The sequence below is a fragment of the Candidatus Enterococcus ikei genome (genome assembly GCF_017316105.1).
In the GTDB taxonomy this organism is placed as follows: Bacteria; Bacillota; Bacilli; order Lactobacillales; family Enterococcaceae; genus Enterococcus_L; species Enterococcus_L ikei.
The window spans coordinates 1-23,999 of the sequence record NZ_JAFLWD010000015.1 but is presented as its reverse complement, the minus strand read 5'-3'; the positions used below and the strand labels follow the sequence as shown (position 1 = coordinate 23,999).

Genomic DNA, 23,999 nt, shown 5'->3' with positions numbered 1-23,999 from the left:
ACTAAAGAAGGGAAGCGAATAAAATAATGAGTCAAGAAAAAGCGTTTAACATCAGCATTCTTGCTAGCGGTAGTACAGGCAATTCCCTTTATATTGAGACAGAGAACAAAAAGCTGCTTGTAGATGCTGGGCTGAGCGGGAAAAAAATTACTTCTTTACTGGCAGAAGTGGATCGTAAACCAGAAGATCTAGATGCTATATTAGTGACACATGAGCATCGTGATCATATTCATGGAGTAGGTGTACTTGCTAGAAAATATAAATTAGATGTATATGCGAATGAAAAAACCTGGGCGGCAATGAATCCTATGATCGGAAATGTTGCTGTTGAGCAAAAACACATCTTTGATATGGGAAAAGTGTTAACTTTTGGTGATATGGATATCGAAAGCTTTGGTGTTTCTCATGATGCAGCAGCGCCACAATTTTATCGTTTCTTCAAAGATAATCGTTCATTTGTGATGCTGACGGATACTGGCTATTGTAGTGATCATGTTCGAGGAACGATCAAGGATGCAGATGCTTATTTGATCGAAAGTAACCACGAGCTAGAGATTTTACGGATGGGTCCTTATCCGTGGAGCTTAAAACAGCGAATTCTCGGAGATAAAGGACATTTATCCAATGATGACGGTGCTTTGACGATGGCTGATGTGATCGGAAACCATACTAAACGAATTTATTTAGGGCATTTAAGTAAAGAAAACAATACGAAAGAACATGCAAGAATGGCAATGGAATCGATTTTAGCTGAAAAAGGATTAGGGGTTAATTTTGATTTTAATGTCTATGATACAGATCCTGAATCGGCATCAGAATTATTTGCGATTTAAGTGAGCGTAGTCTAAAAAGTGTATCATGATTTATCTGTTTAGATGATAGGGAGCGGCAAAGCTGATTGATAGTTTTGTCTGCTTCTTTTTTGTTTCATGAGGAATATCTTATATATGTTTTAATAAATTCTGACTTATCTTGTTTTTTTTCAAGGGGTGCAGTATAGTTAACTATATTTTTGAATGTTAAAAGAGTCATCGAAAAAGCTGTTTTTGTCGGTGGTGTTTTAACAGTAGGAGGAATTAGATGTTTCAGTTTTTACCTCATTCAGTTTTGCAGATGGGTACTATTTTTTTGTCAATTGTCATTGAAGCTTTGCCGTTTGTCATGCTTGGTTGTGTGATATCAGGAGCGTTACATGTGTTTTTAACGCCTGAACGGGTTAAAAAAATATTACCGAAAAATAAATTTTTATCAATCATTGTTGGGAGTCTGTTGGGGTTCTTTTTCCCTTCTTGTGAATGCGGAATTGTCCCAATCGTTCATCAATTTGTTAAAAAGGACGTGCCGACATATACTGCGTTTGCATTTATGATCACAGCGCCGATCATTAATCCGATTGTTCTTTTTTCTACGTATATCGCTTTTAGTAACTCGATTAAATTTGTTATTTGGCGTGTCTTGGGAAGTATGTTAGTAGCTTTAGTTGTTGGTGTTTGGCTAGCGTATATCAATAAAGAGCCTATTTTACATAAAACAGGTATGGATACTACGTGTGCAATAGATCATGTGCATCAGCATGAACATGAGAATAAAACACTTAAACATAAATATTGGTCTGTTTTAACACATGGAATTGATGAGTTTTTTGATTCAGGACGTTACTTGATTTTCGGTTCTCTTTTAGCGGCTGGAATGCAAACATATTTACCGACAGGTGCCATTTTACAACTTGGGCATACAAAAATTTTAGCTATCTTGGTCATGCTTATTTTAGCGGCAACCTTGTCATTGTGTTCTGAAGCAGATGCATTTATTGGTTCTTCATTGTTAAGCTTGTTTGGTAGTGGACCAGTGGTAGGTTTTCTTGTATTCGGACCTATGGTGGATATCAAGAATTTATTGATGATGAAACGTTATTTCAAAACGTCATTTATGTTAAAATTTGTTGGAATAGTTACAGTTGTTGTCAGTCTTTATGCGCTAGCAATCTAAGGAGGGAAGACGAATGATTCGATTTTTGATTTTAATTGGATATACAATGCTGATGATGTATTTGCAAGTATCGGGAAGACTAAATCAATATATAAATGTACATTACGGCTATTTAGCGATTTTATCGATGATACTTTCGTTTATTTTAGCAATCGTTCAACTGATTCTTTGGAATAAAGAAGCGGACAAAACGTCGACAGAGCATCATGAGCATGATCACGACCACGGGTTGACTAAACCTTATCAACGAGGAATCGCGTATCTTTTATTATCTCTACCTTTGGTTGTTGGATTTATGTTTCCAACTATTAGTTTGGATACATCGATCGTTGAAGCGAAAGGATTTAATTTTCCTTTGAGTAAAGAGTCTGTGGGTGATCCTGATGTAGAGACACAGTACTTAAAACCAGATACTAGCATCTATTTTGATAAAACAGATTACGATAAACAGATGAAACAAGCCCTAACGAGATATATTAAAGATAATCACGTGGACGTCACCGAAGAAAATTACTTAGAAGTGATGGAATTGATATACACGTACCCTAGTGAGTTTATCGGAAAGACGATCACATATAAGGGCTTTGCTTTTAATTCTACACAAAAGGAACAGCCTGGTATGTTTGTTTTCCGTTTTGGTATTATTCATTGTGTTGCTGATTCTGGTGTTTTTGGCTTACTGACACATATGCCTGCAGGTCAATCATTCGAAAATAATGATTGGTTGGAACTTACTGGAACGATTCACTCTGATTACTATACGCCATTTAAACGGGAAATTCCTGTTGTTGATGTGACGAAAGTCAAAAAAGTAGAAGAGCCGAAAAACCAGTATGTATATCGTTCGTTTTAATAAAAAAGTCCCAGCCAAAAAAATTGGCTAGGGCTTTTTTAGTTAAAGGTTATTTGTTCCAAATCAGTTCGTACTCCAACTCATTGGTGGCATCTATTTGTTTGTTTACTAGTTGAAATCCTTGTTTCTGATAAAAATGCAAGGCATTCTGATTTTTGGCATAAACAGAAAGAGTCAATGTATTATACTGACTTTTAGCTTCCTGTAAGAGTTGTTGACCGATTCCTTGACTTCGGTAAGAATTGTAAACGAAAATTCCTGCAATATATGTTTCAACCATTCCTAAAAAAGCTATGATTTTATCATTTTTTAGATAGACATAAATTTCCGCTTGAGGTAATTGCTCTCTTACTAAATTGAGATTTTCCTGCCAATAATTTTCAGGAATAAAAGGATGAGCCTCTATATTAGACGTTAGCCAAATATTTAGGATTTCCTCTAATTCCCTCGTTGTTAGGTGAGTTATTTTTTTAATCATATGATTGTTATCCTTTCTAAATGAACTTATGAAAGAACCGTTGTCGCACTCATTTAGTCACCTCCTGAATATATGAATGAAGAAAAACTAATCTTCTTTTTTTCTGATCAAACTAAGGATTTCACGTTTTTCTCTAAAGTTGCGGATATTATGGTTCAGTACTTCAGATAAAACCAAACCCAAAGCAATCGCACCGGCAATCATGACTGCTTGAACAGCTGAATAAACGGCGGTTTCATAATTGCCGATAACTAGATTTCGCACCGCTTGATACGCAAGTCCTCCAGGAACGAGTGGAACCATTCCAGGGATGTTGAAAATCGTAACGGGTAATTTTAATATTTTTGAACAAACAAAACTAACTGCAGCAACACTTAAAGCACCCAATAAGGAACCTAGTGCAGCGCTAGCGCCTACTTGCACTGAAAGCCAATAAAACATCCACCCCGAAGCTCCAGATAATCCACAAGCAATCAGTGAACGTCGAGGAACATTGGTAATAATGGCATATGCTGCAGAGGCTAAAAAACTAAATGAAAACTGAACCAGTAGATTGAGCATGGCTAGTAAACCTCCTTAAATTTAAATAGTAAAGCGATTTGACCGGATATTCTCGATGAGCTTCAGTAACCATTAATAAAATAATTGAAAAACAAAGGCAATTGCAAAACCGATCATCGAAGCCGTCATTATTGCTTCTGTTCCTCTGGAAACACCAGACAAATAGTGTCCAGCAAGTAAATCGCGTAAAGCATTGGTCATTTGAACTCCAGGGACAAGGGGCATGACACAACCGATAATGATCATATCTTGATTTATCCCTAATCCGATTTGGCTACTTAAAAGAGCAGCGCAGCCAATGAAAAATGCAGCAATAAATTCGGAGAGAAACTTGATGCGTAAAACTTTTAAACTGGAGTAATAAAGCCCGTAGCCTAATCCTCCAATCAAACAGGTTAATGGCAAATCTGACCAGACGCCGCCAAATAAAATCATGATCGTACCGCTCACAACCGCAGCACTAACAAAACGTAGCCACAGTGGAAAAAATTTCCGTTCTTGCTCTAATGCTTTCAATTGTTCTAATAGTTCTTCAAGTGTGAAAAATCCAGACACATATTCTCTAGAAAGTTGATTGATGCGTGAGACTTTTTCCAAATTGATCGATCTATTTAAAATCTGAACCATTCGAATGGTTGAAGTGCCGTCTAATCCGACGAAAAGTCCGGTTTGCGTAACATAGCTGACTAAGCGATAATCGCCTGAGGCTAAAGCGATGCGACTCATAGTGTCCTCGACTCGATACATTTCAGCGTCACTTTCCAGCATGATTTTCCCTGCTAATAAACAAGTTTCTAAGACTTTTTCTATATCTATAGTTGTCATTTATTTACCTCACTCTTTAGTGATATCGTATTATCTATGATTAGTATAGTTGATATTCGCTTTAAAAAATAGCATGAGACGATAAAAATATAAATAGGAATCAGATAGTTTGCACAAACACTTGAGGGAGTGCGTTGTTTTTTCTTGGATTTTTAGAAGCAGAATTATCGTTTTTTCAGCTCTTATCGTATAATAAGAAAAATGGGTTGGAATAATTAGGAGCGGGGTAAGGGAAATGATTCTATTAGGTTCTTTGATCAATGGGTTAGCAATTGTATGCGGAAGTTTGCTGGGAGCTATTTTACGCAATATTTCCGAACAAATGAAAGATACGGTGACTAAAGGGATTGGTTTAGGTGTGTTAGTCTTGGGGATTCAAATGGCTTTTAAAACATCTTCTTTTATTGTGATATTAATTAGCTTGTGCCTAGGAGCGATGCTTGGTGAAGCTTTGAAAATAGAGGATAAGATGAATGATTTAGGATTAAAGTTAGAAAAAACTTATGCAAAACCTGGCAGTAATTTTGCTGAAGGTTTTGTGACAGCGTCATTGATATTTTTAATTGGTTCGATGGGAATCATTGGCGCGATCGAAAGCGGTGTAGCAAACAATCATCAAACGTTGTTTACAAAAGCTGTGATGGATGGTTTTTTAGCGATCATGTTGACAGCGACATTAGGTGTAGGAGTTCTTTTTTCAGCAATCCCAGTTTTTCTTTATCAAGGAATCATTGCTGTATTAGCTAGTGTTTTGATGCGTTATATTCCGAAAGAACTTCTCGATATAATGATGGGTGAAATAAGTGCGATTGGCGGTCTGATGATTTTAGGGATTGGATTGAATATTATGGGACTAGCCAAAATAAGAGTATCAAATTATCTTCCAGGCATTCTTATTTTGATTGCGATTATTACAGTGCAATTTTATCTATAAACAAAGTAAAAAAAATCTATATCGCAATAAATGATGACAGAAAGGTGTCATCTTTTTTGTGTTATGCTCGTCTTATAAAAGTGAAGGAGTGAAACAAATGACAATTCAGCTAACAGAAAAAACAATCAAGGGAAAGAAAATACGCACAAATAATCAGTGTTTGGATGAAATTATGGCCTTGTGGAGTAAAGTTTCATCGATGAAGCTAGATGGAGAGATTTTTGCGGTGTATTCAAACTATGCTAGTAACTTCAAAGGCGATTATGATTTATTAATAGGAAATGAACAAGCTGATTTTCCTGAAAGTGTTGTGATCAATTCTGGTGCTTATGAGGAAATTCTTGTAAAAAATGCTACCCCCGAAGGTGTTGGTGAAGCTTGGCAAGCAATTTGGAAAGATGAAGAGCTGGAGAAAAAACGCACCTATCAAAGTGACGTAGAACATTATAAAAAAGATGGTTCGGTAGTCATTTGTCTTTCTGTTTAACTCGTTTAAGGGTCAGGAATAAAACTCGATGAGTTTTGTTCCTGATTTTTTTATTCAAATCCAAGGGAATAACCGTGCATTTTGTGCATAAATATTTATTTAAAGTGGATAAATTAATAAAAAACCATTGACTTGTATGTCGAGAAAACTTATACTATGGAAAACAATCAAAAAATTAAAAGAAAAGAAGTGAAGTGGATGAAGGTTTCAATTATTGGTGTAACAGGTTATAGCGGATTGGAGCTATTACGATATCTTAAACAGCATCCATTCGTTGAGGTTGTTTCGATCCATAGCCACTCAATGAATAAAAAATCATTAGATACAGTAAATCCACATTTGCAGCACCTAATTTCTTTACCCTTAGAAGAAATCAATCCAAAAAAAATTATGGAACAAAGCGAACTCGTTTTTTTTGCGACACCATCAGGGGTATCCAAGGAATTAGCTGCTCCATTTGTAGAAGCTGGTTTTCCTGTCATTGATTTGTCAGGGGATTTTCGGTTAAAAGAGCATGGAGCATATGAGGAATGGTATGGTTTATCTGCGGCACCAAATCATTTGATTGAAAAGTTTGATTATGGGCTAGCTGAGTATCGGCAAAATCCTCGCTCAAAATGGATTGCCAACCCAGGTTGCTATGCTACTGCTGCGGAATTATCTTTGGCTCCATTATTGAGGGAAAATAAGATTCTGTTGGATTCTATTGTGATCGACGCCAAATCAGGTGTTTCTGGCGCGGGCAAAGGATTATCTCAAAGTACTCACTTTTCAGAAACACATGATAATGTAACGTTGTATAAAATGAACACACATCAGCACATTCCAGAAATCATCCAACAATTAAAAGAATGGGCACCCAAGCTAAATGCGATTCAGTTTTCAACTTCACTGATTCCAGTAACAAGAGGTATTTTCTTAACCGCTTATGCAAAGCTAAAAGAACCTATTTCTGACGAGAAATTAGTTCAGTTATATCAAACACAATTTAAAAATGATCCATTTATCCGTATTCAAAAGGTAGGGCAATATCCTGTACTTAAGCAGGTGATCGGGTCAAATTACTGTGATATCGGACTTGCCCATAATCCAGAAACAACGATGGTCACGGTTGTAACAGTCATTGATAATTTAGGAAAAGGGGCAGCTGGACAGGCCATTCAAAACTTAAATATTTTTGCAGGATTTGACGAACGATGTGGGTTAGATAATCTACCAATTTACCCCTAGGAATAACTAGTAAAAAAGTAAAGGGAGCGACAAGTATGAAGAAGGTCATTGTTATAAAAATGGGTGGAGTAGCCAGTGATAACTTAACAAAATCATTTTTTTTACAAGTTGATCAGTGGCAAAAGCAAGGTAAGAAAATCGTGATCATTCACGGTGGGGGACACTATATTTCAGAAATGATGCAGCGCTTAGATGTACCAGTACAAATTCAAGATGGATTACGAGTTACGACTGAGGAAACATTGAAAATTACTCAAATGGTGCTGATTGGTCAAGTACAACCAATGATCACTGCACACTTTCAACAAGAAGGCTTTTCAGTTGTCGGTTTAAATGCATCTTGCGGTCAAATTATTACAGGTTCATTTTTAGATAAACAAGCATTAGGAGCTGTTGGAACAGTCCAAGAGGTAGATACTGAGTTATTGGAGCATTTACTTGAAACAAACCATATTCCGATCATTGCGCCGTTGGGATTGACTGAAGCTGGAGAATGGCTGAATATCAATGCTGATCATGTCGCCTGTAAAGTTGCAGAAGAGTTACAAGCAGAAAAATTATATCTCTTAACGGATGTTCCAGGCGTAAAAAAAGAAAATCAATGGTTAAAAGAACTTTCTACACACGATATTTCTAAATTGAAAACAGCAAAAATCATCAAAGGCGGTATGTTGCCTAAGTTGGAAAGTGCAGTTGCAGCAATTAAGGGCGGTGTGAAAGAAGTCCATATCACCAATAAGATCCAACATGCTGGAACAGTGATCAAGTTAAAGGAGGCTTACGTATGAGTTATCTATTCCCAAATTATCAAAGAAAAGAGCTGGAATTGGTCAAAGGAGACAAGAATACGTTGACAGATCGTTCAGGTAAAAGTTATCTTGATTTTACCAGTGGCATAGGCGTTATGAATTTAGGCTATAATGATTCTGAACTAAACCAAGCTTTAGCTGATCAAGCAAATCTACTATGGCATACACCTAATTTGTATGAAAATCAATTACAAGAACAAACGGCAATGAAACTAGCAAATAAAAAAGAGTATCTCAGTTATTTTTGCAATAGTGGAGCTGAAGCAAACGAAGCTGCGATAAAATTAGCGCGTAAAGCAACTGGTCGAACCAAAATCATTTCCTTTACCAATTCTTTTCATGGTCGAACATATGGAGCAATGAGTGCAACGGGTCAAGCTAGTATTCATGCAGGTTTTGAACCATTAGTGCCGGATTTTGTTTATTTGCCATATAATGAACTTGAACCTTTATTAGCAGAAGTCGACCAAAAAACAGCTGCGGTGATATTGGAGTTGATTCAAGGTGAAGGTGGAGTAATACCAGCAGATAATCAGTGGATTCAAGACGTTCAGTCTTTGTGCCATAAGTATGGAGCCTTATTGATCATCGATGAAATTCAAACAGGAATCGGGCGTACTGGGACGCTTTACGCTTACGAAAATTATCAGATCAAACCAGATATTTTCACTTTAGCAAAAGGATTAGGCAACGGGATACCTGTAGGTGCTATGTTAGGGAAAAGTTCCCTCGCACAAGCGTTTGGTCCTGGCAGTCACGGCTCGACATTTGGCGGAAATAAATTAGGAATGCGTGTCGCTGCTAAAGTGATCGATCGAATCAATCAGCCAGAGTTTTTACATGAGGTTCAAATGAAAAGTGAACAATTATTTTTAGGGCTGGAGCAACTTGCCGAAAAAAATGCAGTGATTCAAACTGTACGTGGCAAAGGATTGATGATAGGAATCGAGTTTTCTGACCAAGCCGTACGAAATCAAGTAATGGAGCAATTAGAAGCAGAAGGCTTGCTTACCTTAAAAGCAGGTCAAACAGTATTACGACTGTTACCGCCATTAACAATTACACACGAGGAAATCGCTCAAGGACTGAAAATGCTTGAAAAAGTATTAAGTAACCTAGCTACGCAGACTAGTCTTACGGAACTTGCTGAGCTAAAGTAAGGAGAAAAATAAATGATAAATTCTATGTATGGCAAAAGTGTTTTGGATTTAACTGAATTAACTAAAGAAGAATTTCTATCGATCATTGAACTGGCTATAGAAATAAAAGCCAAACCAGAAGCGTATCGCGGAGTCTTAGCTGGGAAAATTTTAGCGATGATTTTTGAAAAAAATAGTACGCGTACGCGTGTTTCATTTGAGGCGGGAATTATTCAGCTTGGAGGACAAGCGATTGTTTTGGATTCAAAAAGCACGCAAATGGGACGCGGTGAACCAATTAAAGATACTGCAAACGTCATGTCTAGCTATGTGGATGCAATCATGATCCGTACCTATTCAGATCAAATGGTTGCCCAACTAGCAGAGGAAGCATCGATTCCTATTATCAATGGTTTAACAGATAACCATCATCCGTGCCAGATACTAGCAGATTTTCAAACGATTTATGAAGAAAAAGGTAAACTGGAAGGAATCAAGTTAGCCTATATTGGCGATGGTAACAATATGGCGCATTCCTTTTTGATCGGTGCAAGTATAGTCGGGATGGATGTCAGCATTGCAACGCCTAAAGGCTACGAGCCCAAGTCTGAATTTGTAGAGATTGCTAAAAAGAATGCAAAAGAGAGCGGCAGTAAGATCGAAATTTCAAATGATCCAGATCAAGCGGTAAAGAATGCGGATGTCTTGATAACTGATGTCTGGGCGAGTATGGGAGATGAAGCTGAGCAAAAAGACCGTGAAAAGGCCTTTAAAGCCTTCCAAGTCAATAACCGGCTAGCTGTTCAAGCAAAAAAAGATTATCTTTTCTTACATTGTTTGCCTGCACACAGAGGTGAAGAAGTCACAGCTGACATTATTGACGGGACACACTCTGCGATTTATCAAGAAGCAGCTAATCGTCTCCATGCTCAAAAGGCTTTAATGGTCAAGGTTATGACGAATCTATAAAATGAAATGACGCTGAATGATATTTTGTTCGGTGTCATTTTTTTGAAATGTATACATGATCCATTGATTTGTTTCATGCTCATCGGTCAATAAGAAACCAAGAGTAGTCAGATAGGCTTGGAAATCAGCAGATTTCTTTAATTTAGGTAAAAAATAATTGATTTTTGCTTTCTCACAAGCAAAAACTACAATGCCATGTTGTTTAAGAACACGATGAATTTCATTTAAAGCTTGGTCTAAATCATGCCAATGGAAATGTGTTTGAAAAGCTGTCACGAGATCGAACGTTTCAGGAGCACAAGTCAAAGCATGGATATCCATGCTTTCAAAATGAATGTTTTTGTTTGGATGGTTCTTTTTTGCTTGGATAATAGCATCTTCTGAAATGTCGATGCCCGTTATGGATAATGAATTTCTTTGCTGAAAAAGATAAACACTCGAAGCACCATTGCCGACACCAATATCTAAAATAGTAAAGTTATCATTTAATTTGATCCGACTCGTCGCCCATTTGACTAACGGCAAATAAACCCTATTCCAAAGAAGCATCATAAAAACGCCCAAAAATCCAGTAGGCATTGTAGATTGTTTCAACAAAACTCGAAATAAACTGATCAATAACACAACAACGATGATACTGACGAAAATAATCATAAAAAAACTCCTTTATCACCTTAATCTATTCTTTAAAATAGTATACAATAAAAAAACAGTTGCTTGAAAAAAACTTGAACAAGTCACAACGAAATCGTAGCTAAAATAAGTTTATCGGTCCAATAATCAGTCGATTTTGTCAAAATTAAAGGAAATCTTTAATATATAGCAGAAAATATTAAGTTTTGTTTGTAGTTTCGGCTTGTTTTTAGTAGAATGAAACTGTATGAATAGAATAAAAGTGAGGTGTAGATAAATGGGTTTTACAGATGAAACTGTACGTTTTGATTTTGATGACAGTCGCAAGAAGGAAGTAAGTGAGACTCTGGCTACTGTATACAAGGCTTTAGAGGAAAAAGGATATAATCCGATCAATCAGATTGTGGGCTATTTACTTTCTGGAGACCCGGCCTACATTCCTCGTTACCAAGACGCTCGAAATTTGATTCGTCGTCACGAACGGGATGAGATCATGGAAGAGCTGGTTAAATATTACTTATCTGATCATGGAATTACTATTCGATGAGAGTAATGGGACTTGATGTTGGCTCTAAGACAGTAGGTATCGCTGTAAGTGATCCATTTGGCTGGACAGCACAAGGTGTGGAGATCATTCGGATCGATGAAGCGCAGGAAAAATTTGGTTTTGAGCGTTTAGCGGAATTAGTCAAAGAATATGAAGTAACTCGCTTTGTTGTGGGCTTACCAAAAAATATGAACAATTCGATCGGACCCAGAGCCGAAGCGTCAATGGCGTATGGAAAGAAAATCGAAGAAATGTTCCAAATTCCTGTTACCTATCAAGATGAACGTCTGACCACGGTTCAAGCAGAACGGATGTTAGTCGAACAAGCAAACACATCCAGAGCGAAAAGAAAAAAAGTAATCGATAAAGTAGCTGCTGTCATGATTTTACAAAATTATCTAGATGGCGCTGGCAATAAAATTTAAACGACTTGTACAAACAAGTGTAAGATAGAAGGAGAGCATAATAATGGCAGAAGAGCATAATCACGATCATGATCACGAAGGACATGAACACATCACTTTAGTTGATGAACAAGGAAACGAAACACTATACGAAATTCTTTTAACCGTTGACGGACAAGAAGAATTCGGCAAAAACTACGTACTTCTATACCCAGCTGGTGTTCCAGAAGAAGAAGATGTTGAATTACAAGCCTACGCTTACATCGAAAACAACGAAGGAACAGAAGGCGAATTACAACAAATCGAAACAGACGCTGAATGGGATATGATTGAAGAAGTCTTCAATACATTTATGGCGGAAGAAGAAGAATAGAATTTAAATGAGAGCTGAGTCCTTGATAGTTGAGGATTCAGTTTTTTCTTTTGATTCTTGTGACAAGTGACTATAGTTATTTTTATTGGTTAGCTGAATGTTACTAAAAATTTGCTGAAGGTGCTACCGATGATGAATTATTAGGATAGTACAAAACGTTTACACGTGTTGGTTATAAAAATGTAGATAAGTATTCAAGCGACCAGCGGACACTGCACAAGCGGAACTAAGACGGAAGGAAAGGAAGAAAGGGCAATGCTAGTCAAAGCATTCCGATAGAACTAACATAAAAAATACTATTCAAAACAAATACAAAAAGAAACACAAAATCACTATATGAAACGTTATTTAATAGATTTTACTGAAAAAGAGTAAAAGTAACGTTATCTTTCAATTGTAGCAGTGTATGTAAAATGTTGTAAAATATATGTATGATTTTTATATATAGTAAATATTATAATTAATAATAGGGAATATATACAGAAGCAACCACGAAAAAACTTGAACTATACACATTACACGTTTTAAAAGTGGAAGTAAAAATGACAGCGGAAATTAATATTCAAAATAATATACGAAGATCCTTAGCACAAAATGGTTGCTTTGTTTATTGAGGAAATATCGGCAAAGTAAAAATGGTCGATGACTGCTGGTTTGATACAGATTTACCAAAAGGATGCTGGATTTATCCGAATGACGTGTAATACATAGGCAAATACCTAGTATACAGCCTGCGGGTGGTTACATACATCGCTTAAGCGTTTTTTATTATATGCTTTTATTTTATCTTTCTTTGTGATATAATTATTTTACTAAAAGAAAGGGATGGTTGTGTTTTGAAAAAAAGTTTATTTGTTGCAAGTTGTTTGGTAATTTTTGTTTTTTTTGGTGGAGCAAGTTCGGTCAGTGCGGAAGAGGCGACAGAATATTTAGATTTGCAATCTCCTTCAAGTTTACTTAGAGGAGCACCAGCTGTAAAAAAACAATTGCTAAGAAGCGGTGAGTCGATGTCCATAAAAGTTGGCGGAATGAGAAGCAATAGTATTTTTTCCAAATACGTTGTAAAGTTCTTTGTAGATTCAATAGATAAGGAGAGTATATATGTTGCTAGGAGAAGTGATTACGCTGGTGTTCCTCAAAAATATCATGAAAAAATTTATTATACAAACGGCATGGTGACGATGTTTGATTCTTTAATTGATGATGAGATTAGAGGACCAGCATCAGGCTCAGAAACATTTTTAGTGACTAATTATTCTGCTGAATCAGTGAGTGTAAAATTAGGAGTTAGTTCAGGTTTACACTTAAGATCAAATCCATGTATTGATTTTAAAGAGATTGATTTCGATTTAAACAATTTTTAAAATTTAATTCAAAGAGCTTGGGACGTAAGGCCCAAGCTCTTTACTATAAATCATCCATTAATCTCAGTTTTCTCCTTCTGATAATACATAGAAAGTACTAAACCAACTCCAATAAAATTAGCCAAATAAGCTGTACCACCCTGACTAATAAAAGGCAAAGGAATTCCCGTCAAAGGCAGTAATCCAATATTCGAGCCAATATTTTCAAGAATATGGAATAAGAAATACATAATTACACCCGTTGTAATATATGCATAAAATTCGCGTTTTGCATTTAATGTACATATCAGCATTTGATAAATCAGATAAAAGAACAATAAAATCAAAGCACAGGTTCCTACAAAACCATAAGCTTCACCGATCACAGTAAAAATCATATCAGATTCTCGCACAGGGACGTAGACTTGTAAGTCGTTCAGCCCTTTTCCAAGCATTTCTCCAGAACCAATCGCTGTCAGACCTCGTGCTTGCTGAAAAGAAATTGAATCCGCGTATTCAAAAGGATTGAGCCAAGCATGAATTCGATTAAATTGATAAGGCTTGAAATGAAGATACGAAAGAATTTTTTGTCCTCGTTCCGTCAATACCAACAAAATCCCACTAATGCCTAGTGCGCCTAATATGCTATATCCCACCGTTAAAATTTTCCAAGAACACCCAGAAACAAGGACTATGCCAAGCAAAATCGAGATAAAAACTAAGCTCGTGCCAAAATCTTTTTGATAAAACATCAAGCCTAAAATAGGGATACTGACCAAAAATAATTCTCCCAATAAATGGAAATCTTCTTTTAAAGTTGAAGGATAGGATGAACGTTGTCGTCTTCTGGTAACAATATAAGCCAACATTAAAATATAACCAAGCTTCATAAATTCCGATGGCTGAAATGAAATTGGGCCTAACCGAATCCAGCGTTTTGTTCCTGTTACCTCAGCCATAATAGGATCATGGAATTTTACAAGCAATCCCATTAAAATCAGCGATGAACAGTAGAAAAACGGCGTCAGTTTCCATAAATATTTAATAGGAATAAACATGGTGAAAAACATAGCTCCGATGCCTAAAATAGTCCATAAAAATTGTTTCTTCAATAAAGGAGCAACCGATTTAACAGCAGGGTCAGCATGAAATGCTCCATATTGAGCGATAAATCCAACTAATATTAAAAGGAAAACAGGGAGAAGAAGGGCGTAATTTATTGCTTCTTTTTTTCGAAGTATCGCATTTCTCATGTTCTGCCTCCTTGCTGTCTGAATGTTTCTCTAAGCTCTGTTGCATGAGCATTCAAAGCAATCCCAAGTGTAATGCTCAATATCAGCAAACTAGATCCGCCATAGCTGATGAAAGGAAAAGTTAGTCCTGTCATTGGAATAAACCCTAACAGACTCCCTACATTTACGGCTACTTGAAGTAAAAGCAACATTCCACAGCCAATAAAAAGATAAGAGTAATAAAGGTTTTTCGATTTGATTGCTAGTAAAAACAAACGACCAACAATCAAGAAAACTAAAAATAAAATCCCTAAAGAAAAAATTAAACCCAACTCCTCAATGCAAATCGCAAAAATAAAATCCGTATCGGCTGCTGGCAAAAAGCCTTTTTTCTGAATGCTATTGGCTAAGCCTAAGCCCCAAAATCCGCCATTATGCATAGCATAGTACGCATTCGACGTTTGAAAGCCTTTGCCTGTGGGATCAATAAATGGGTTTTGCATTACTTCAAATCGTGTCACTAAATAACCAAATTTTTGTGGCATCCAATGAGTTGGGATAGACAATAAGATCAAGGTGCCTAATCGTTTTAGTGCAACAAAGCCAATCAACGCTAGTGACATAAATAAAGGGGATAAACCGCTGGATAAAAATAGAACCAAAACAAGAATAAAAATCATCGATGCTCCAGCAATATTTGGCTGTAATGCAACAAAAAACATAAAGAAAATTGAAACCAGTAGTGAACGTTTATGATTTTTAAAGGTAAAAGGAACTAAGGTATCTGTTTTTGCTAAATTTGCCGCTAAATAAAGAACCAATACCAAAGGCACTAACTCTGAAGGCTGAAACAAAAGTACGCCTAAATTGATCCAGCGCTTGGCGCCACCTACACTTGTCCCGATAAACGGTAAAGAAATAATCGAAAGAAAGGTCATGATTAAGATAAAATGCATCATTTTAGGCTTGCGAAGTACACTCAAATTAAATCGATAAACAAAAAACATGCAGACTAGACTAAAAATAAAGTACATTGTCTGTTTGATAGCCTTACTAGCTGTTCCTAATTCGCTGTCTAATAACTGATAAGAGCTAGAACTATAGACCATTAAAATACCGATGATACATAGGATGAAATAAGGGATTAAAATATAAAAATCTACATAGTGCAATTTGGATAATCTGTTGTGCTGTTTCATTTTTCTGCTCCATCATTCAAGAATTCATGAATGGCTTGTGCATTTTGCGTTTCGTCGATCTCTAAAACACTTCCAGCCTCTGTGTAATCATTAAAAGTCCAGCTCCCTTTAACTGGTACGGATAACGTTTTGAGATTTTTAACAGTTCCTTTCAGAAAATCTTTAGCTAAATCTATTAGCAAATCAGCAGGTATATTCGTGTCTAAGTAACCGATAGCTTCACCGGCAATTTTAGGTAGCTGCATGAATGAAACTGCTTCTTTAGATTGTTTGGCTAAGGCATCCATGACTTGTTGTTGTCTTCTGACACGACCGAAATCGCCTTCTTCATCCATTCTAAAACGGGCATATTGCAACAAGGTATTACCATCCATGATTTGTTTGCCTTTTTTGATATCAACATTGTCTAGGTTGATGTCTTTTTCCGCATCAATTTCAATGCCTTTTGGATACAGTTCATTGATTAATCGAATAAAGTTATTAAAATTAGCAGAAATATAATAATTGATTGGTAAGTTAAACGAATCGTTTAACACTTTTTTTGTTAATTCGGCGCCGCCAAAAGCATAAGCAGCATTGATTTTTTCTAAACCATGATTAGGAATCTGCACATAAGAATCCCTCATGATCGAGACTAATTTTGGTTGTTTTGTTTCGCTATTATAATGGGCGACCATCAACGTATCTGCTCGTCCACCATCTTCATCATCTTCACGTCCGTCATCGCCTATCAACATAATCGTGATTTCTTTTAGATTTGTCTGTTGATCACCAGAAAAATTCGTATTCTTAGACTTATTTACTTGAGACTGGGCTGTTTTTTTTCCATTATGAAAGCTAATAGCGATATAACTTCCAGTAGCGGTAACGACCAATATGCCAAAAAGAACCGTACAAATTAAAAGTTTCTTTACTGTTTTCATTTTTATTCCTCGCTAATCATTTTAATTGATCATCAAATAAAGTTTGGCTTCAGGAATTGAGTTGGATGACGGTATAAAAAGTTCTTTTTGCTCTGAATAATAGATAAAGGCGGTTGTACACTAAAGAAGATAGTTCATAATAATAACTAGATGTCTTCTTGTGCATCAATTTTCACCTCCTAAAGTCCTAACACTCGCCAATATTATTTATCAAAAATAAAAAACCTTCGCTTAAAATAACTCAGCGAAGGGGGATTGATTTCAGCACAAATAGAGCTTTTCATCATTCTCATCGTTGAGTTTTAGCACTATGAAACGTAAAAAGCAGAGCTTTTAGCTACTTTGTGAAAAGCCTTAATTCGACAATTCCTGTCCTACCCATTACTGTCTTTCGACATTTTTGAGCAGTAGCCTGTGTTTCCATAGGAGCCTCACCTAACAAGTTATTCAGATCGCCCTAAATATAGTGAAAATATCACTTGAAGTCAATGAGGGAAGTATTAAATTTTTTATAATATAACGAACGGAGTAAGTACATCATTTGCTTGATTTTATAATTTTTTAAGTTATAAAATCAAGTATTGCAGGGATTTTGTTTGACCATTTTATTATGAAAAAATCAGAGAAACTTAATATTGAGAATAGATTAAGTTTTATTTTCTTTATACTTTCTTAAGCAGAATTGAAGTGAATCAGAAAATAACAAACTTATATTGGAATAAAAATTAGTATCGCATTTGATCGTAAAAAATTGTAAGATTGAATTAGCAAAAGAATGCGTTTACTTTTATTTAGAAATAGGAGGAAATCGATATGACCTATCGCAAAATAGCTCAAGGAAATTGGACACTTGTTGAAAATGAAAATGGAGCAACCCTTGGGTATGCTGAAGCATCTGGTGTGACATTGATAGAAGAAGATGGTTTTGCATTTAAAGATTTAAATAAAAATGGTGTTTTAGATCCTTATGAAGATTGGCGGTTACCAATTGATGAAAGAATCGAGGATTTGGTTTCGAAATTATCGATCGAACAAATTGCCGGTTTGATGTTATATAGCCGCCATCAAACTGTAGCAAAAAATGACAATCATTTTGTTCAAATGTTTTCTGGAACATATGATGGTAAAACATTAAATGATTATACTGGATCACTATCTAATTTAACAGATCAGCAAAAAGAATTTTTGAAAAAAGACCATATTCGTCATGTCTTGTTAACCATTGTTGATTCTCCTCAAATTGCCGCTGAGTGGACCAATAATATACAGGCAATGGCAGAAAGTTTAGATTTGGGTATACCTGTGAATATTAGTTCTGATCCTAGACACAGCACAAGTGCAGATACAGAATTTAATGCAGGGGCTGGCGGAGATATTTCTAAATGGCCGGAACAATTAGGTTTAGCTGCGACATTCGATCCAGCATTGGTTAAGCAATTCGGTGAAATTGCTAGTAAAGAATATCGGGCGTTAGGAATTACGACAGCACTATCGCCACAAATCGATTTGGCAACTGAGCCGCGCTGGATGCGTTTTTCAGGAACCTTTGGAGAAGGAGTGAAATTAGTCACAGCTTTAGCTAAAGCATATTGTGATGGGTTTCAAACGACTCAGAATGGAAAAAATGGCTGGGGTCTAGAGAGCGTAAATGCAATGGTCAAACATTGGCCTGGCGGCGGTAGTGGTGAAGCTGGACGAGATGGGCATTATGGTTATGGCAAATACGCTGTTTATCCAGGGAATAATTTTAACGAACATTTGCAACCTTTTTTGCATGGTGCGTTTGAATTAGAAGATGGAACACAAAAGGCTTCTGCCGTTATGCCATATTACACTATTTCTTATAATCAAGATCAAAAAAATCATGAGAACGTTGGGAATGGATTTAGCGAGTTTATTATCAATGATTTATTACGTAAAAAATATGAATATGATGGTGTTGTTTGTACTGATTGGTCGATTACAGCAGATGCGGTCGAACTAGACCAGTTTATTGGTGGGAAAAGTTGGGGTGTCCAAGATTTAACAGTTGAAGAGCGTCATTATAAAGCTTTAGCAGCAGGAGTTGACCAATTTGGCGGTAATAACGAGATTGAACCAGTATTAGCTGCTTACGAATTAGGCGTTTTAAAACATGGAGAAAAGGTAATGCAGGAAAGGTTTCGCATTTCAGCACGTCGCCTATTAAAAAACATTTTTCAAACAGGAGTTTTTGAAAACCCGTATTTACGTCCAGAACAATCAGAGAAAATAGTGGGAAATCCTGAGTTTATGGCAGCTGGTTATAATGCGCAACAAAAATCTTTAGTGTTGCTAAAAAATAAAAATCGTTTATTGCCGTTACAAAAGCAGATCAATGTTTATATTCCAAAACAGAAAATAGGGAAATCGGCAGACTGGTTTGGTAATATACAGCCTGCTTGTGAAAAAAATCCTGTCAGTTCCGCTGTAGTAGAAAAGTATTTCCAAGTAGTAGATACACCAGAACAAGCAGAGGTTGCTCTGGTATTTTTAGAATCGCCTAAAACTGTTGGCTATTCTAGGGAAGACAATGGGAATGGTTATTTACCAATAAGTTTACAATATTCATCTTATACGGCTATACTTGCTCGTAAGAAAAGCTTAGCTGGTACCAATCGGTCCTATCTAGGTAAAAGCAATCAAGCAGCGAATAATAAAGATCTTGAAACTATTTTGGCATTGAAAAATGAATATCCTCATTTGCCAATCATTGTTTCATTAACTATGAAAAATCCAACGATCGTTAAAGAATTTGAACCCTTTGTAGAAGCGATCATCGCTGATTTTGGTGTCCAAACACAAGCAATTTTAAGTGTTTTAAGCGGTGATTTCACACCTTCTGGTTTGTTGCCGTTTCAGATGCCGGCAGATATGGAAACTGTTGAACAACAAAAAGAAGATGTACCATTGGATATGAAGTGTTACAAGGATGAATTGGGGCACACATATGATTTTGGTTATGGAATGGATTTTGAAAAACAAATAGAGGATAAAAGAGCAAATTATCGAAATTAAATAAAAATTTTTTAAATGACTGAGACAAAAGCGTTTATTTCCGAAGTCTTCAAGTCTTAGTACTTTAGCACTTAGAATGTGATTGAAGCGAATCGTAGTAGCTGTTTTTTTCACCGTTTATTCTGATATAGAGCCCGAAAGAAAACTGATTTTTTAGTTTTTCTCGGGCTCTTTTAGTCTAATTTCTCGAACTTAAACGACTTTTGTCACATCATTCTTTAATTTGTTGACCCATATGATTAAACAAAAAATTATCAACGTGCTATAATGTAAAAAAAGTGATACAAAGTGTTTATCTGTATCATAAAAAGTTCGTAAATTTGTATGTTTCAGTTTTATTTCCTTATACAATAAGGTTTTTGAATTTTTGGAACATATGTATAAAAGGAGTGTAACACGAGATGGATAAAAGCAGAAATGGTGCCGAAGTAATCGTAGAAAGTTTGAAAAATCATCAAGTTGATTATGTTTTCGGTATTCCAGGAGCAAAGATCGATGGTCTATTTAATTCCTTAGTGGATGATGGCCCAGAATTGATTGTGACACGACATGAACAAAACGCAGCATTTATGGCAGCAGCAGTTGGACGTTTAACAGGCAACCCGGGTGTTGTCGTTGCGACAAGTGGTCCCGGAGCAAGTAATTTGGCAACAGGTTTAGTAACAGCTACAGCAGAAGGCGATCCCGTATTAGCAATCGGCGGTCAAGTTAAACGCAGAGATTTATTAAAATTGACCCATCAAAGTATGAATAATGCCGCATTATTTGAACCAATTACGAAATATAGCGCTGAAATCCAAGATCCGGAGACGATTTCTGAAGTTTTAGCTAATGCCTATCGTTTAGCAAAGTCGTCGAAAAAAGGAGCCAGTTTTATTAGTATTCCTCAAGATGTCGTCGATGGAACGGTCAAAGCTGCTAATATCAAACCTTTGAGCGATCCAAAAATCGGTTCTGCTTCAAATGAAGATATTCAATACCTTTCTCAACGAATTAAAGCAGCTGAATTGCCTGTTTTATTAGTAGGTATGCGAGCATCTACTGAAAAAGAAGCCAATGCGATTCGTGACATTGTTGAGAAAACAAACATACCAGTAGTTGAGACTTTTCAAGCAGCGGGTGTTATTTCTAGGGAATTGGAAGATCATTTCTTTGGAAGAATCGGATTGTTCCGCAATCAACCAGGGGATATGCTATTAAAACGCAGTGATCTAGTTATTGCTGTGGGCTATGATCCTATTGAATATGAAGCTAGAAACTGGAATGCAGAAGGGGATTCAAAAATTATCGTAATCGACGATACTCCAGCAGAAATCGATCAATATTTTCAACCAGAGCGGGAATTGATTGGAGATATCGGGAAGACATTGACCGTTTTATCGCCTAGTATCGAAGCGAAAGTGCTGTCAGAAAAGGCAACAGAATACTTAGATTCATTACATGAAAAGCTCATCCAACGAGATAATGTAGAAACATCAGCTGTCAATGGACTGACTCACCCTTTAGAAGTTATTGATACCTTGCAAAATCTTGTGACAGATGAGATGACAGTAACTGTCGATGTAGGTAGCCACTATATTTGGATGGCCCGCCATTTTAGATGTTATGAGCCTCGTCATTTGCTTTTTAGTAATGGGATGCAAACTTTAGGAGTCGCGCTTCCTTGGGCGATATCAGCTGCATTGGTTCGACCAAATACGCAAATCATATCTGTATCAGGCGATGGCGGATTCTTGTTCTCTGCTCAGGATCTTGAAACAGCAGTCCGCAAAAAGCTGAATATCATTCATTTGATTTGGAACGATGGCCGTTACAACATGGTCGAATTCCAAGAGCAGTTAAAATATCATAGGATTTCCGGTGTGGATTTTGGCCCTGTCGATTTTGTGAAATATGCCGAAGCGTTTGGTGCAAAAGGGTTAAGAGCTACGAGCGCACAAGAATTAAAAGCAGCGATTTTGACTGGTTTCGAAACAGAGGGCCCTGTTGTAATCGATATTCCAATTGATTACCAAGACAACAAAAAACTTGGCGAAACGATTTTACCAGATCAGTTTTATTAGAAAGGTGATAATAATGACAAAAGAAACAGTCTTATATCAGCACGGAACGTTAGGTGCTTTAATGGCAGGTTTGATGGATGGGACTGAAACGATCGCTAATATTTTAAAAAAAGGCGATTTTGGGATTGGTACTTTATCTGGATTAGATGGAGAATTGATTATTTTAGATGGAAAAGCGTTTCAAGGAAGAGAAGATGGCGCCTTGATTGCAATAAATGAGGAACAAGAGACTCCTTATGCAGCAGTAACTACATTTAAACCAACAATTACTTTCCCGGTGGACGGTCCAGCAGATAATTTAAAAATCAATACTTTGATCCGTGACCATTTAAAGAGTGAAAATCTTTTTCATGCAATCAAGATTCATGGAATATTCAAAGAAGTCCATATTCGAGTAATGCCCAAGCAACAAAAACCTTATAAACGTTTAGTTGAAGTCTCCAAAGAACAGCCGGAGTTTATAAAAGGGAATGTTACTGGTACGATAGTTGGCTTTTTTACGCCTGAATTATTTCAAGGAGTGGCCGCAGCGGATCTTCATTTACATTTTATAGACGATGACCAAACATTTGGTGGACATTTGATGGATTTTGAATTGGAGTCAGGAACAATTGAGATTGAACCGATGGATTCTTTGTTACAGCATTTTCCGAAAAATGATGAAACATTCATTCATACAGCAATCGATTATGCTGATTTAGAGAAAGAAATTCAAGAAGCTGAATAACAAAATGCCTAAGACGGTATCAAAAACTGTCTTAGGCATTTTATTATTTTGTAGTAATTTTCTTGGCTTTTTCTGTATTGGCAAAATGAAGTTTTACATATTTACCCAATAATTCCATGCCGCCTTTTGCTAACACTTTAGCAGCAACTTTATCAGAAGCTGTCCCTGCGCCGGAAGGAACTTTCATACCCAATTCTTTTGATTCTTTGTCCAACTCTTCTAAAAACGCTGCTCGGCTAATGATTGAAGCTGCAGCAACTGCTACATGATATTGTTCGCCTTTAGTAATGAAGTACAATTTTTCACTGACTTGATTTTGTTCACTTCTAACATATTTTTTATAGTTTGCTTCTGGTGTGAATTGGTCGATTAAGATAGCTTCTGGTTTGACTGGTGCAATCTCATTCAGTAATAAATAAATCGCCTGATTATGCAGCGCAACTTTCATATGCACAGCATTGTATTTAGGTTGGATCTGATTGTATTTTTCTGGTTCTACAATTAATAATTTGTAAGGAATCAATTCTTTGATGACCGCAGAAAGCTGCACGATCTGAGGATCTGTCAGTTCTTTGGAATCTCTTACACCTAAAGCTTTTAATTTTGTGACCATCGTTTTATCAACGAAAGCTGCACAAACTGTGACTGGACCAAAATAGCTACCGTTGCCCACTTCATCACTACCTAAAACAGAAAGTTGACTGAAATTTGCGGGTAATGTCGTTGTATTTTTTGAAGCTGAGGTGCTTGATCCTTTGCTTTTGAGTGAGCTGCCCCACTTAGCGGCAGTTCGTGCTGCATCGGGACCTTGGAAAACAACTTTTCCAGAAGTGTAAGCTGTAATCATTGTGCTTCCAGACTTTGCAACAAATTCAGTATATGGAACATGTTTGTTTAAACAATTTTTTTCATAGTATGCATGCATTTTTTTCATCGTATCTTTGGTTACTTTGATTACTTGTGTTTGTGACATAGAGGGACTCCTTTCAAATCTTCTTATTCATAGTAAAACAAAAGTACTGAAAAGTGAAGTATGTTTCTTTGGGAAAAATTATAGACTGATTGCAGATAAACGGCTTTATAATAACGAAAATTTGAGTTTTCAGAAAATCTGTGGTAGAATACATTATAAGTAATGATACTAGTTTGAGTGAGCGGATTTCTGCTCACTCTTTTTAATGGAGTAACATAGGCGGGAAGTGTGATGAAAGATTGATAGAATCCACTTTTCATTGTCTAGCTACA

24 protein-coding genes and 1 riboswitch are annotated in these 23,999 nt (G+C 36.4%); of the genes, 16 read left to right on the top strand and 8 right to left on the bottom strand.

Annotated elements, in window-relative coordinates; all coding sequences use genetic code 11:
- Nucleotides 1-26 precede the first annotated feature (26 nt).
- The 3 genes from JZO69_RS06960 (at nucleotide 27) to JZO69_RS06950 (ending at nucleotide 2,842) form a co-directional block, all read left to right on the top strand.
- On the top strand, nucleotides 27-833 hold the full coding sequence (locus tag JZO69_RS06960; RefSeq protein ID WP_207112172.1) for an MBL fold metallo-hydrolase: 807 nt from the start codon (nucleotides 27-29) through the stop codon (nucleotides 831-833).
- A 247-nt stretch (nucleotides 834-1,080) separates the two neighbouring features.
- Nucleotides 1,081-1,989, top strand: a complete 909-nt coding sequence (locus JZO69_RS06955) for a permease (RefSeq protein ID WP_207112171.1) — start codon at nucleotides 1,081-1,083, stop codon at nucleotides 1,987-1,989.
- A gap of 13 nt (nucleotides 1,990-2,002) precedes the next feature.
- Nucleotides 2,003-2,842, top strand: a complete 840-nt coding sequence (locus JZO69_RS06950; protein WP_207112170.1) for a TIGR03943 family putative permease subunit — start codon at nucleotides 2,003-2,005, stop codon at nucleotides 2,840-2,842.
- Between the two features lie 49 nt (nucleotides 2,843-2,891).
- Here JZO69_RS06950 and JZO69_RS06945 read toward each other — a convergent pair whose 3' ends face one another.
- From JZO69_RS06945 to JZO69_RS06935, 3 genes are all read right to left on the bottom strand, one after another.
- Entirely contained in the window at nucleotides 2,892-3,320 is a 429-nt protein-coding gene (locus JZO69_RS06945) for an N-acetyltransferase (RefSeq protein WP_207112169.1), read from the bottom strand.
- 87 nt (nucleotides 3,321-3,407) lie between these two features.
- Nucleotides 3,408-3,881, bottom strand: coding sequence for a threonine/serine exporter family protein (locus JZO69_RS06940; protein WP_207112168.1), 474 nt, complete (start codon nucleotides 3,879-3,881; stop codon nucleotides 3,408-3,410).
- Nucleotides 3,882-3,953: 72 nt separating this feature from the next.
- Nucleotides 3,954-4,706, bottom strand: coding sequence for a threonine/serine exporter family protein (locus JZO69_RS06935; protein WP_207112167.1), 753 nt, complete (start codon nucleotides 4,704-4,706; stop codon nucleotides 3,954-3,956).
- A gap of 235 nt (nucleotides 4,707-4,941) precedes the next feature.
- Between JZO69_RS06935 and JZO69_RS06930 the strand changes: the two genes are divergently transcribed.
- The 6 genes from JZO69_RS06930 to argF all read left to right on the top strand — a co-directional run bounded on the left by JZO69_RS06930 (nucleotide 4,942) and on the right by argF (nucleotide 10,274).
- Nucleotides 4,942-5,640: a DUF554 domain-containing protein gene (locus JZO69_RS06930; RefSeq protein WP_207112166.1), complete on the top strand. Its 699-nt coding sequence runs from the start codon at nucleotides 4,942-4,944 to the stop codon at nucleotides 5,638-5,640.
- 97 nt (nucleotides 5,641-5,737) lie between these two features.
- On the top strand, nucleotides 5,738-6,127 hold the full coding sequence (locus tag JZO69_RS06925) for a GyrI-like domain-containing protein (protein ID WP_207112165.1): 390 nt from the start codon (nucleotides 5,738-5,740) through the stop codon (nucleotides 6,125-6,127).
- A gap of 198 nt (nucleotides 6,128-6,325) precedes the next feature.
- Nucleotides 6,326-7,357: an N-acetyl-gamma-glutamyl-phosphate reductase gene (gene argC, locus JZO69_RS06920; RefSeq protein WP_207112164.1), complete on the top strand. Its 1,032-nt coding sequence runs from the start codon at nucleotides 6,326-6,328 to the stop codon at nucleotides 7,355-7,357.
- Nucleotides 7,358-7,392: 35 nt separating this feature from the next.
- On the top strand, nucleotides 7,393-8,145 hold the full coding sequence (gene argB, locus JZO69_RS06915; protein ID WP_207112163.1) for an acetylglutamate kinase: 753 nt from the start codon (nucleotides 7,393-7,395) through the stop codon (nucleotides 8,143-8,145).
- A complete protein-coding gene (gene argD, locus JZO69_RS06910; protein WP_207112162.1) occupies nucleotides 8,142-9,326 on the top strand; it encodes an acetylornithine transaminase in 1,185 nt (394 codons plus the stop codon). The genes argB and argD overlap by 4 nt, the downstream gene beginning before the upstream one ends.
- A gap of 12 nt (nucleotides 9,327-9,338) precedes the next feature.
- Nucleotides 9,339-10,274, top strand: a complete 936-nt coding sequence (gene argF, locus JZO69_RS06905; RefSeq protein ID WP_207112161.1) for an ornithine carbamoyltransferase — start codon at nucleotides 9,339-9,341, stop codon at nucleotides 10,272-10,274.
- On the opposite strand, the gene JZO69_RS06900 is transcribed toward argF, so the two are convergent.
- Nucleotides 10,269-10,928 (bottom strand): class I SAM-dependent methyltransferase, encoded by a 660-nt coding sequence (locus JZO69_RS06900; protein ID WP_207112160.1) that lies wholly within the window; start codon nucleotides 10,926-10,928, stop codon nucleotides 10,269-10,271. The genes argF and JZO69_RS06900 overlap by 6 nt on opposite strands.
- A 256-nt stretch (nucleotides 10,929-11,184) precedes the next feature.
- On the opposite strand from JZO69_RS06900, the gene JZO69_RS06895 reads away from it, so the two are divergent.
- The 4 genes from JZO69_RS06895 (at nucleotide 11,185) to JZO69_RS06880 (ending at nucleotide 13,595) form a co-directional block, all read left to right on the top strand.
- A complete protein-coding gene (locus tag JZO69_RS06895) occupies nucleotides 11,185-11,454 on the top strand; it encodes an IreB family regulatory phosphoprotein (protein ID WP_010760982.1) in 270 nt (89 codons plus the stop codon).
- Nucleotides 11,451-11,879, top strand: a complete 429-nt coding sequence (gene ruvX, locus JZO69_RS06890; protein WP_207112159.1) for a Holliday junction resolvase RuvX — start codon at nucleotides 11,451-11,453, stop codon at nucleotides 11,877-11,879. Before JZO69_RS06895 ends, ruvX begins: the two co-directional genes overlap by 4 nt.
- Before the next feature lie 43 nt (nucleotides 11,880-11,922).
- On the top strand, nucleotides 11,923-12,231 hold the full coding sequence (locus JZO69_RS06885) for a DUF1292 domain-containing protein (protein WP_010760984.1): 309 nt from the start codon (nucleotides 11,923-11,925) through the stop codon (nucleotides 12,229-12,231).
- 836 nt (nucleotides 12,232-13,067) lie between these two features.
- Nucleotides 13,068-13,595 carry a hypothetical protein gene (locus tag JZO69_RS06880; RefSeq protein WP_207112158.1) on the top strand — a complete coding sequence of 176 codons (528 nt, stop codon included), beginning with the start codon at nucleotides 13,068-13,070 and terminating at the stop codon, nucleotides 13,593-13,595.
- 50 nt (nucleotides 13,596-13,645) lie between these two features.
- On the opposite strand, the gene JZO69_RS06875 is transcribed toward JZO69_RS06880, so the two are convergent.
- Genes JZO69_RS06875 through JZO69_RS06865 form a run of 3 tightly spaced genes read right to left on the bottom strand, consistent with a single transcriptional unit; the run spans nucleotide 13,646 to nucleotide 16,928 of the window.
- Entirely contained in the window at nucleotides 13,646-14,827 is a 1,182-nt protein-coding gene (locus tag JZO69_RS06875; protein ID WP_207112157.1) for an FtsW/RodA/SpoVE family cell cycle protein, read from the bottom strand.
- A complete protein-coding gene (locus tag JZO69_RS06870; protein ID WP_207112156.1) occupies nucleotides 14,824-16,005 on the bottom strand; it encodes an FtsW/RodA/SpoVE family cell cycle protein in 1,182 nt (393 codons plus the stop codon). The genes JZO69_RS06875 and JZO69_RS06870 overlap by 4 nt, the downstream gene beginning before the upstream one ends.
- Nucleotides 16,002-16,928, bottom strand: coding sequence for an LCP family protein (locus JZO69_RS06865; protein WP_207112155.1), 927 nt, complete (start codon nucleotides 16,926-16,928; stop codon nucleotides 16,002-16,004). The genes JZO69_RS06870 and JZO69_RS06865 overlap by 4 nt, the downstream gene beginning before the upstream one ends.
- 280 nt (nucleotides 16,929-17,208) lie before the next feature.
- A riboswitch (M-box (ykoK) riboswitch) is annotated at nucleotides 17,209-17,378 on the bottom strand.
- A 363-nt stretch (nucleotides 17,379-17,741) separates the two neighbouring features.
- Between JZO69_RS06865 and JZO69_RS06860 the strand changes: the two genes are divergently transcribed.
- The 3 genes from JZO69_RS06860 (at nucleotide 17,742) to budA (ending at nucleotide 22,754) form a co-directional block, all read left to right on the top strand.
- Entirely contained in the window at nucleotides 17,742-19,964 is a 2,223-nt protein-coding gene (locus JZO69_RS06860) for a glycoside hydrolase family 3 protein (protein ID WP_207112154.1), read from the top strand.
- Between the two features lie 401 nt (nucleotides 19,965-20,365).
- Nucleotides 20,366-22,027, top strand: coding sequence for an acetolactate synthase AlsS (gene alsS, locus JZO69_RS06855; RefSeq protein ID WP_207112153.1), 1,662 nt, complete (start codon nucleotides 20,366-20,368; stop codon nucleotides 22,025-22,027).
- Between the two features lie 13 nt (nucleotides 22,028-22,040).
- Entirely contained in the window at nucleotides 22,041-22,754 is a 714-nt protein-coding gene (budA, locus tag JZO69_RS06850) for an acetolactate decarboxylase (protein WP_207112152.1), read from the top strand.
- Between the two features lie 43 nt (nucleotides 22,755-22,797).
- Here budA and rnhC read toward each other — a convergent pair whose 3' ends face one another.
- Nucleotides 22,798-23,727: a ribonuclease HIII gene (rnhC, locus tag JZO69_RS06845; RefSeq protein ID WP_207112151.1), complete on the bottom strand. Its 930-nt coding sequence runs from the start codon at nucleotides 23,725-23,727 to the stop codon at nucleotides 22,798-22,800.
- Nucleotides 23,728-23,999: the final 272 nt, after the last annotated feature.

Bases quoted from the DNA above. Each gene is read 5' to 3' on its own strand.
- JZO69_RS06945 (WP_207112169.1), bottom strand. From the start codon at position 3,320: ATGATTAAAAAAATAACTCACCTAACAACGAGGGAATTAGAGGAAATC.
- argB (WP_207112163.1), top strand. From the start codon at position 7,393: ATGAAGAAGGTCATTGTTATAAAAATGGGTGGAGTAGCCAGTGATAAC.
- JZO69_RS06885 (WP_010760984.1), top strand. From the start codon at position 11,923: ATGGCAGAAGAGCATAATCACGATCATGATCACGAAGGACATGAACAC.
- JZO69_RS06860 (WP_207112154.1), top strand. From the start codon at position 17,742: ATGACCTATCGCAAAATAGCTCAAGGAAATTGGACACTTGTTGAAAAT.
- ruvX (WP_207112159.1), top strand. From the start codon at position 11,451: ATGAGAGTAATGGGACTTGATGTTGGCTCTAAGACAGTAGGTATCGCT.
- budA (WP_207112152.1), top strand. From the start codon at position 22,041: ATGACAAAAGAAACAGTCTTATATCAGCACGGAACGTTAGGTGCTTTA.
- JZO69_RS06950 (WP_207112170.1), top strand. From the start codon at position 2,003: ATGATTCGATTTTTGATTTTAATTGGATATACAATGCTGATGATGTAT.
- JZO69_RS06935 (WP_207112167.1), bottom strand. From the start codon at position 4,706: ATGACAACTATAGATATAGAAAAAGTCTTAGAAACTTGTTTATTAGCA.
- argF (WP_207112161.1), top strand. From the start codon at position 9,339: ATGATAAATTCTATGTATGGCAAAAGTGTTTTGGATTTAACTGAATTA.
- JZO69_RS06940 (WP_207112168.1), bottom strand. From the start codon at position 3,881: ATGCTCAATCTACTGGTTCAGTTTTCATTTAGTTTTTTAGCCTCTGCA.
- rnhC (WP_207112151.1), bottom strand. From the start codon at position 23,727: ATGTCACAAACACAAGTAATCAAAGTAACCAAAGATACGATGAAAAAA.
- JZO69_RS06925 (WP_207112165.1), top strand. From the start codon at position 5,738: ATGACAATTCAGCTAACAGAAAAAACAATCAAGGGAAAGAAAATACGC.
- JZO69_RS06870 (WP_207112156.1), bottom strand. From the start codon at position 16,005: ATGAAACAGCACAACAGATTATCCAAATTGCACTATGTAGATTTTTAT.
- argD (WP_207112162.1), top strand. From the start codon at position 8,142: ATGAGTTATCTATTCCCAAATTATCAAAGAAAAGAGCTGGAATTGGTC.
- JZO69_RS06895 (WP_010760982.1), top strand. From the start codon at position 11,185: ATGGGTTTTACAGATGAAACTGTACGTTTTGATTTTGATGACAGTCGC.
- JZO69_RS06875 (WP_207112157.1), bottom strand. From the start codon at position 14,827: ATGAGAAATGCGATACTTCGAAAAAAAGAAGCAATAAATTACGCCCTT.
- alsS (WP_207112153.1), top strand. From the start codon at position 20,366: ATGGATAAAAGCAGAAATGGTGCCGAAGTAATCGTAGAAAGTTTGAAA.
- argC (WP_207112164.1), top strand. From the start codon at position 6,326: ATGAAGGTTTCAATTATTGGTGTAACAGGTTATAGCGGATTGGAGCTA.
- JZO69_RS06930 (WP_207112166.1), top strand. From the start codon at position 4,942: ATGATTCTATTAGGTTCTTTGATCAATGGGTTAGCAATTGTATGCGGA.
- JZO69_RS06955 (WP_207112171.1), top strand. From the start codon at position 1,081: ATGTTTCAGTTTTTACCTCATTCAGTTTTGCAGATGGGTACTATTTTT.
- JZO69_RS06900 (WP_207112160.1), bottom strand. From the start codon at position 10,928: ATGATTATTTTCGTCAGTATCATCGTTGTTGTGTTATTGATCAGTTTA.
- JZO69_RS06960 (WP_207112172.1), top strand. From the start codon at position 27: ATGAGTCAAGAAAAAGCGTTTAACATCAGCATTCTTGCTAGCGGTAGT.
- JZO69_RS06865 (WP_207112155.1), bottom strand. From the start codon at position 16,928: ATGAAAACAGTAAAGAAACTTTTAATTTGTACGGTTCTTTTTGGCATA.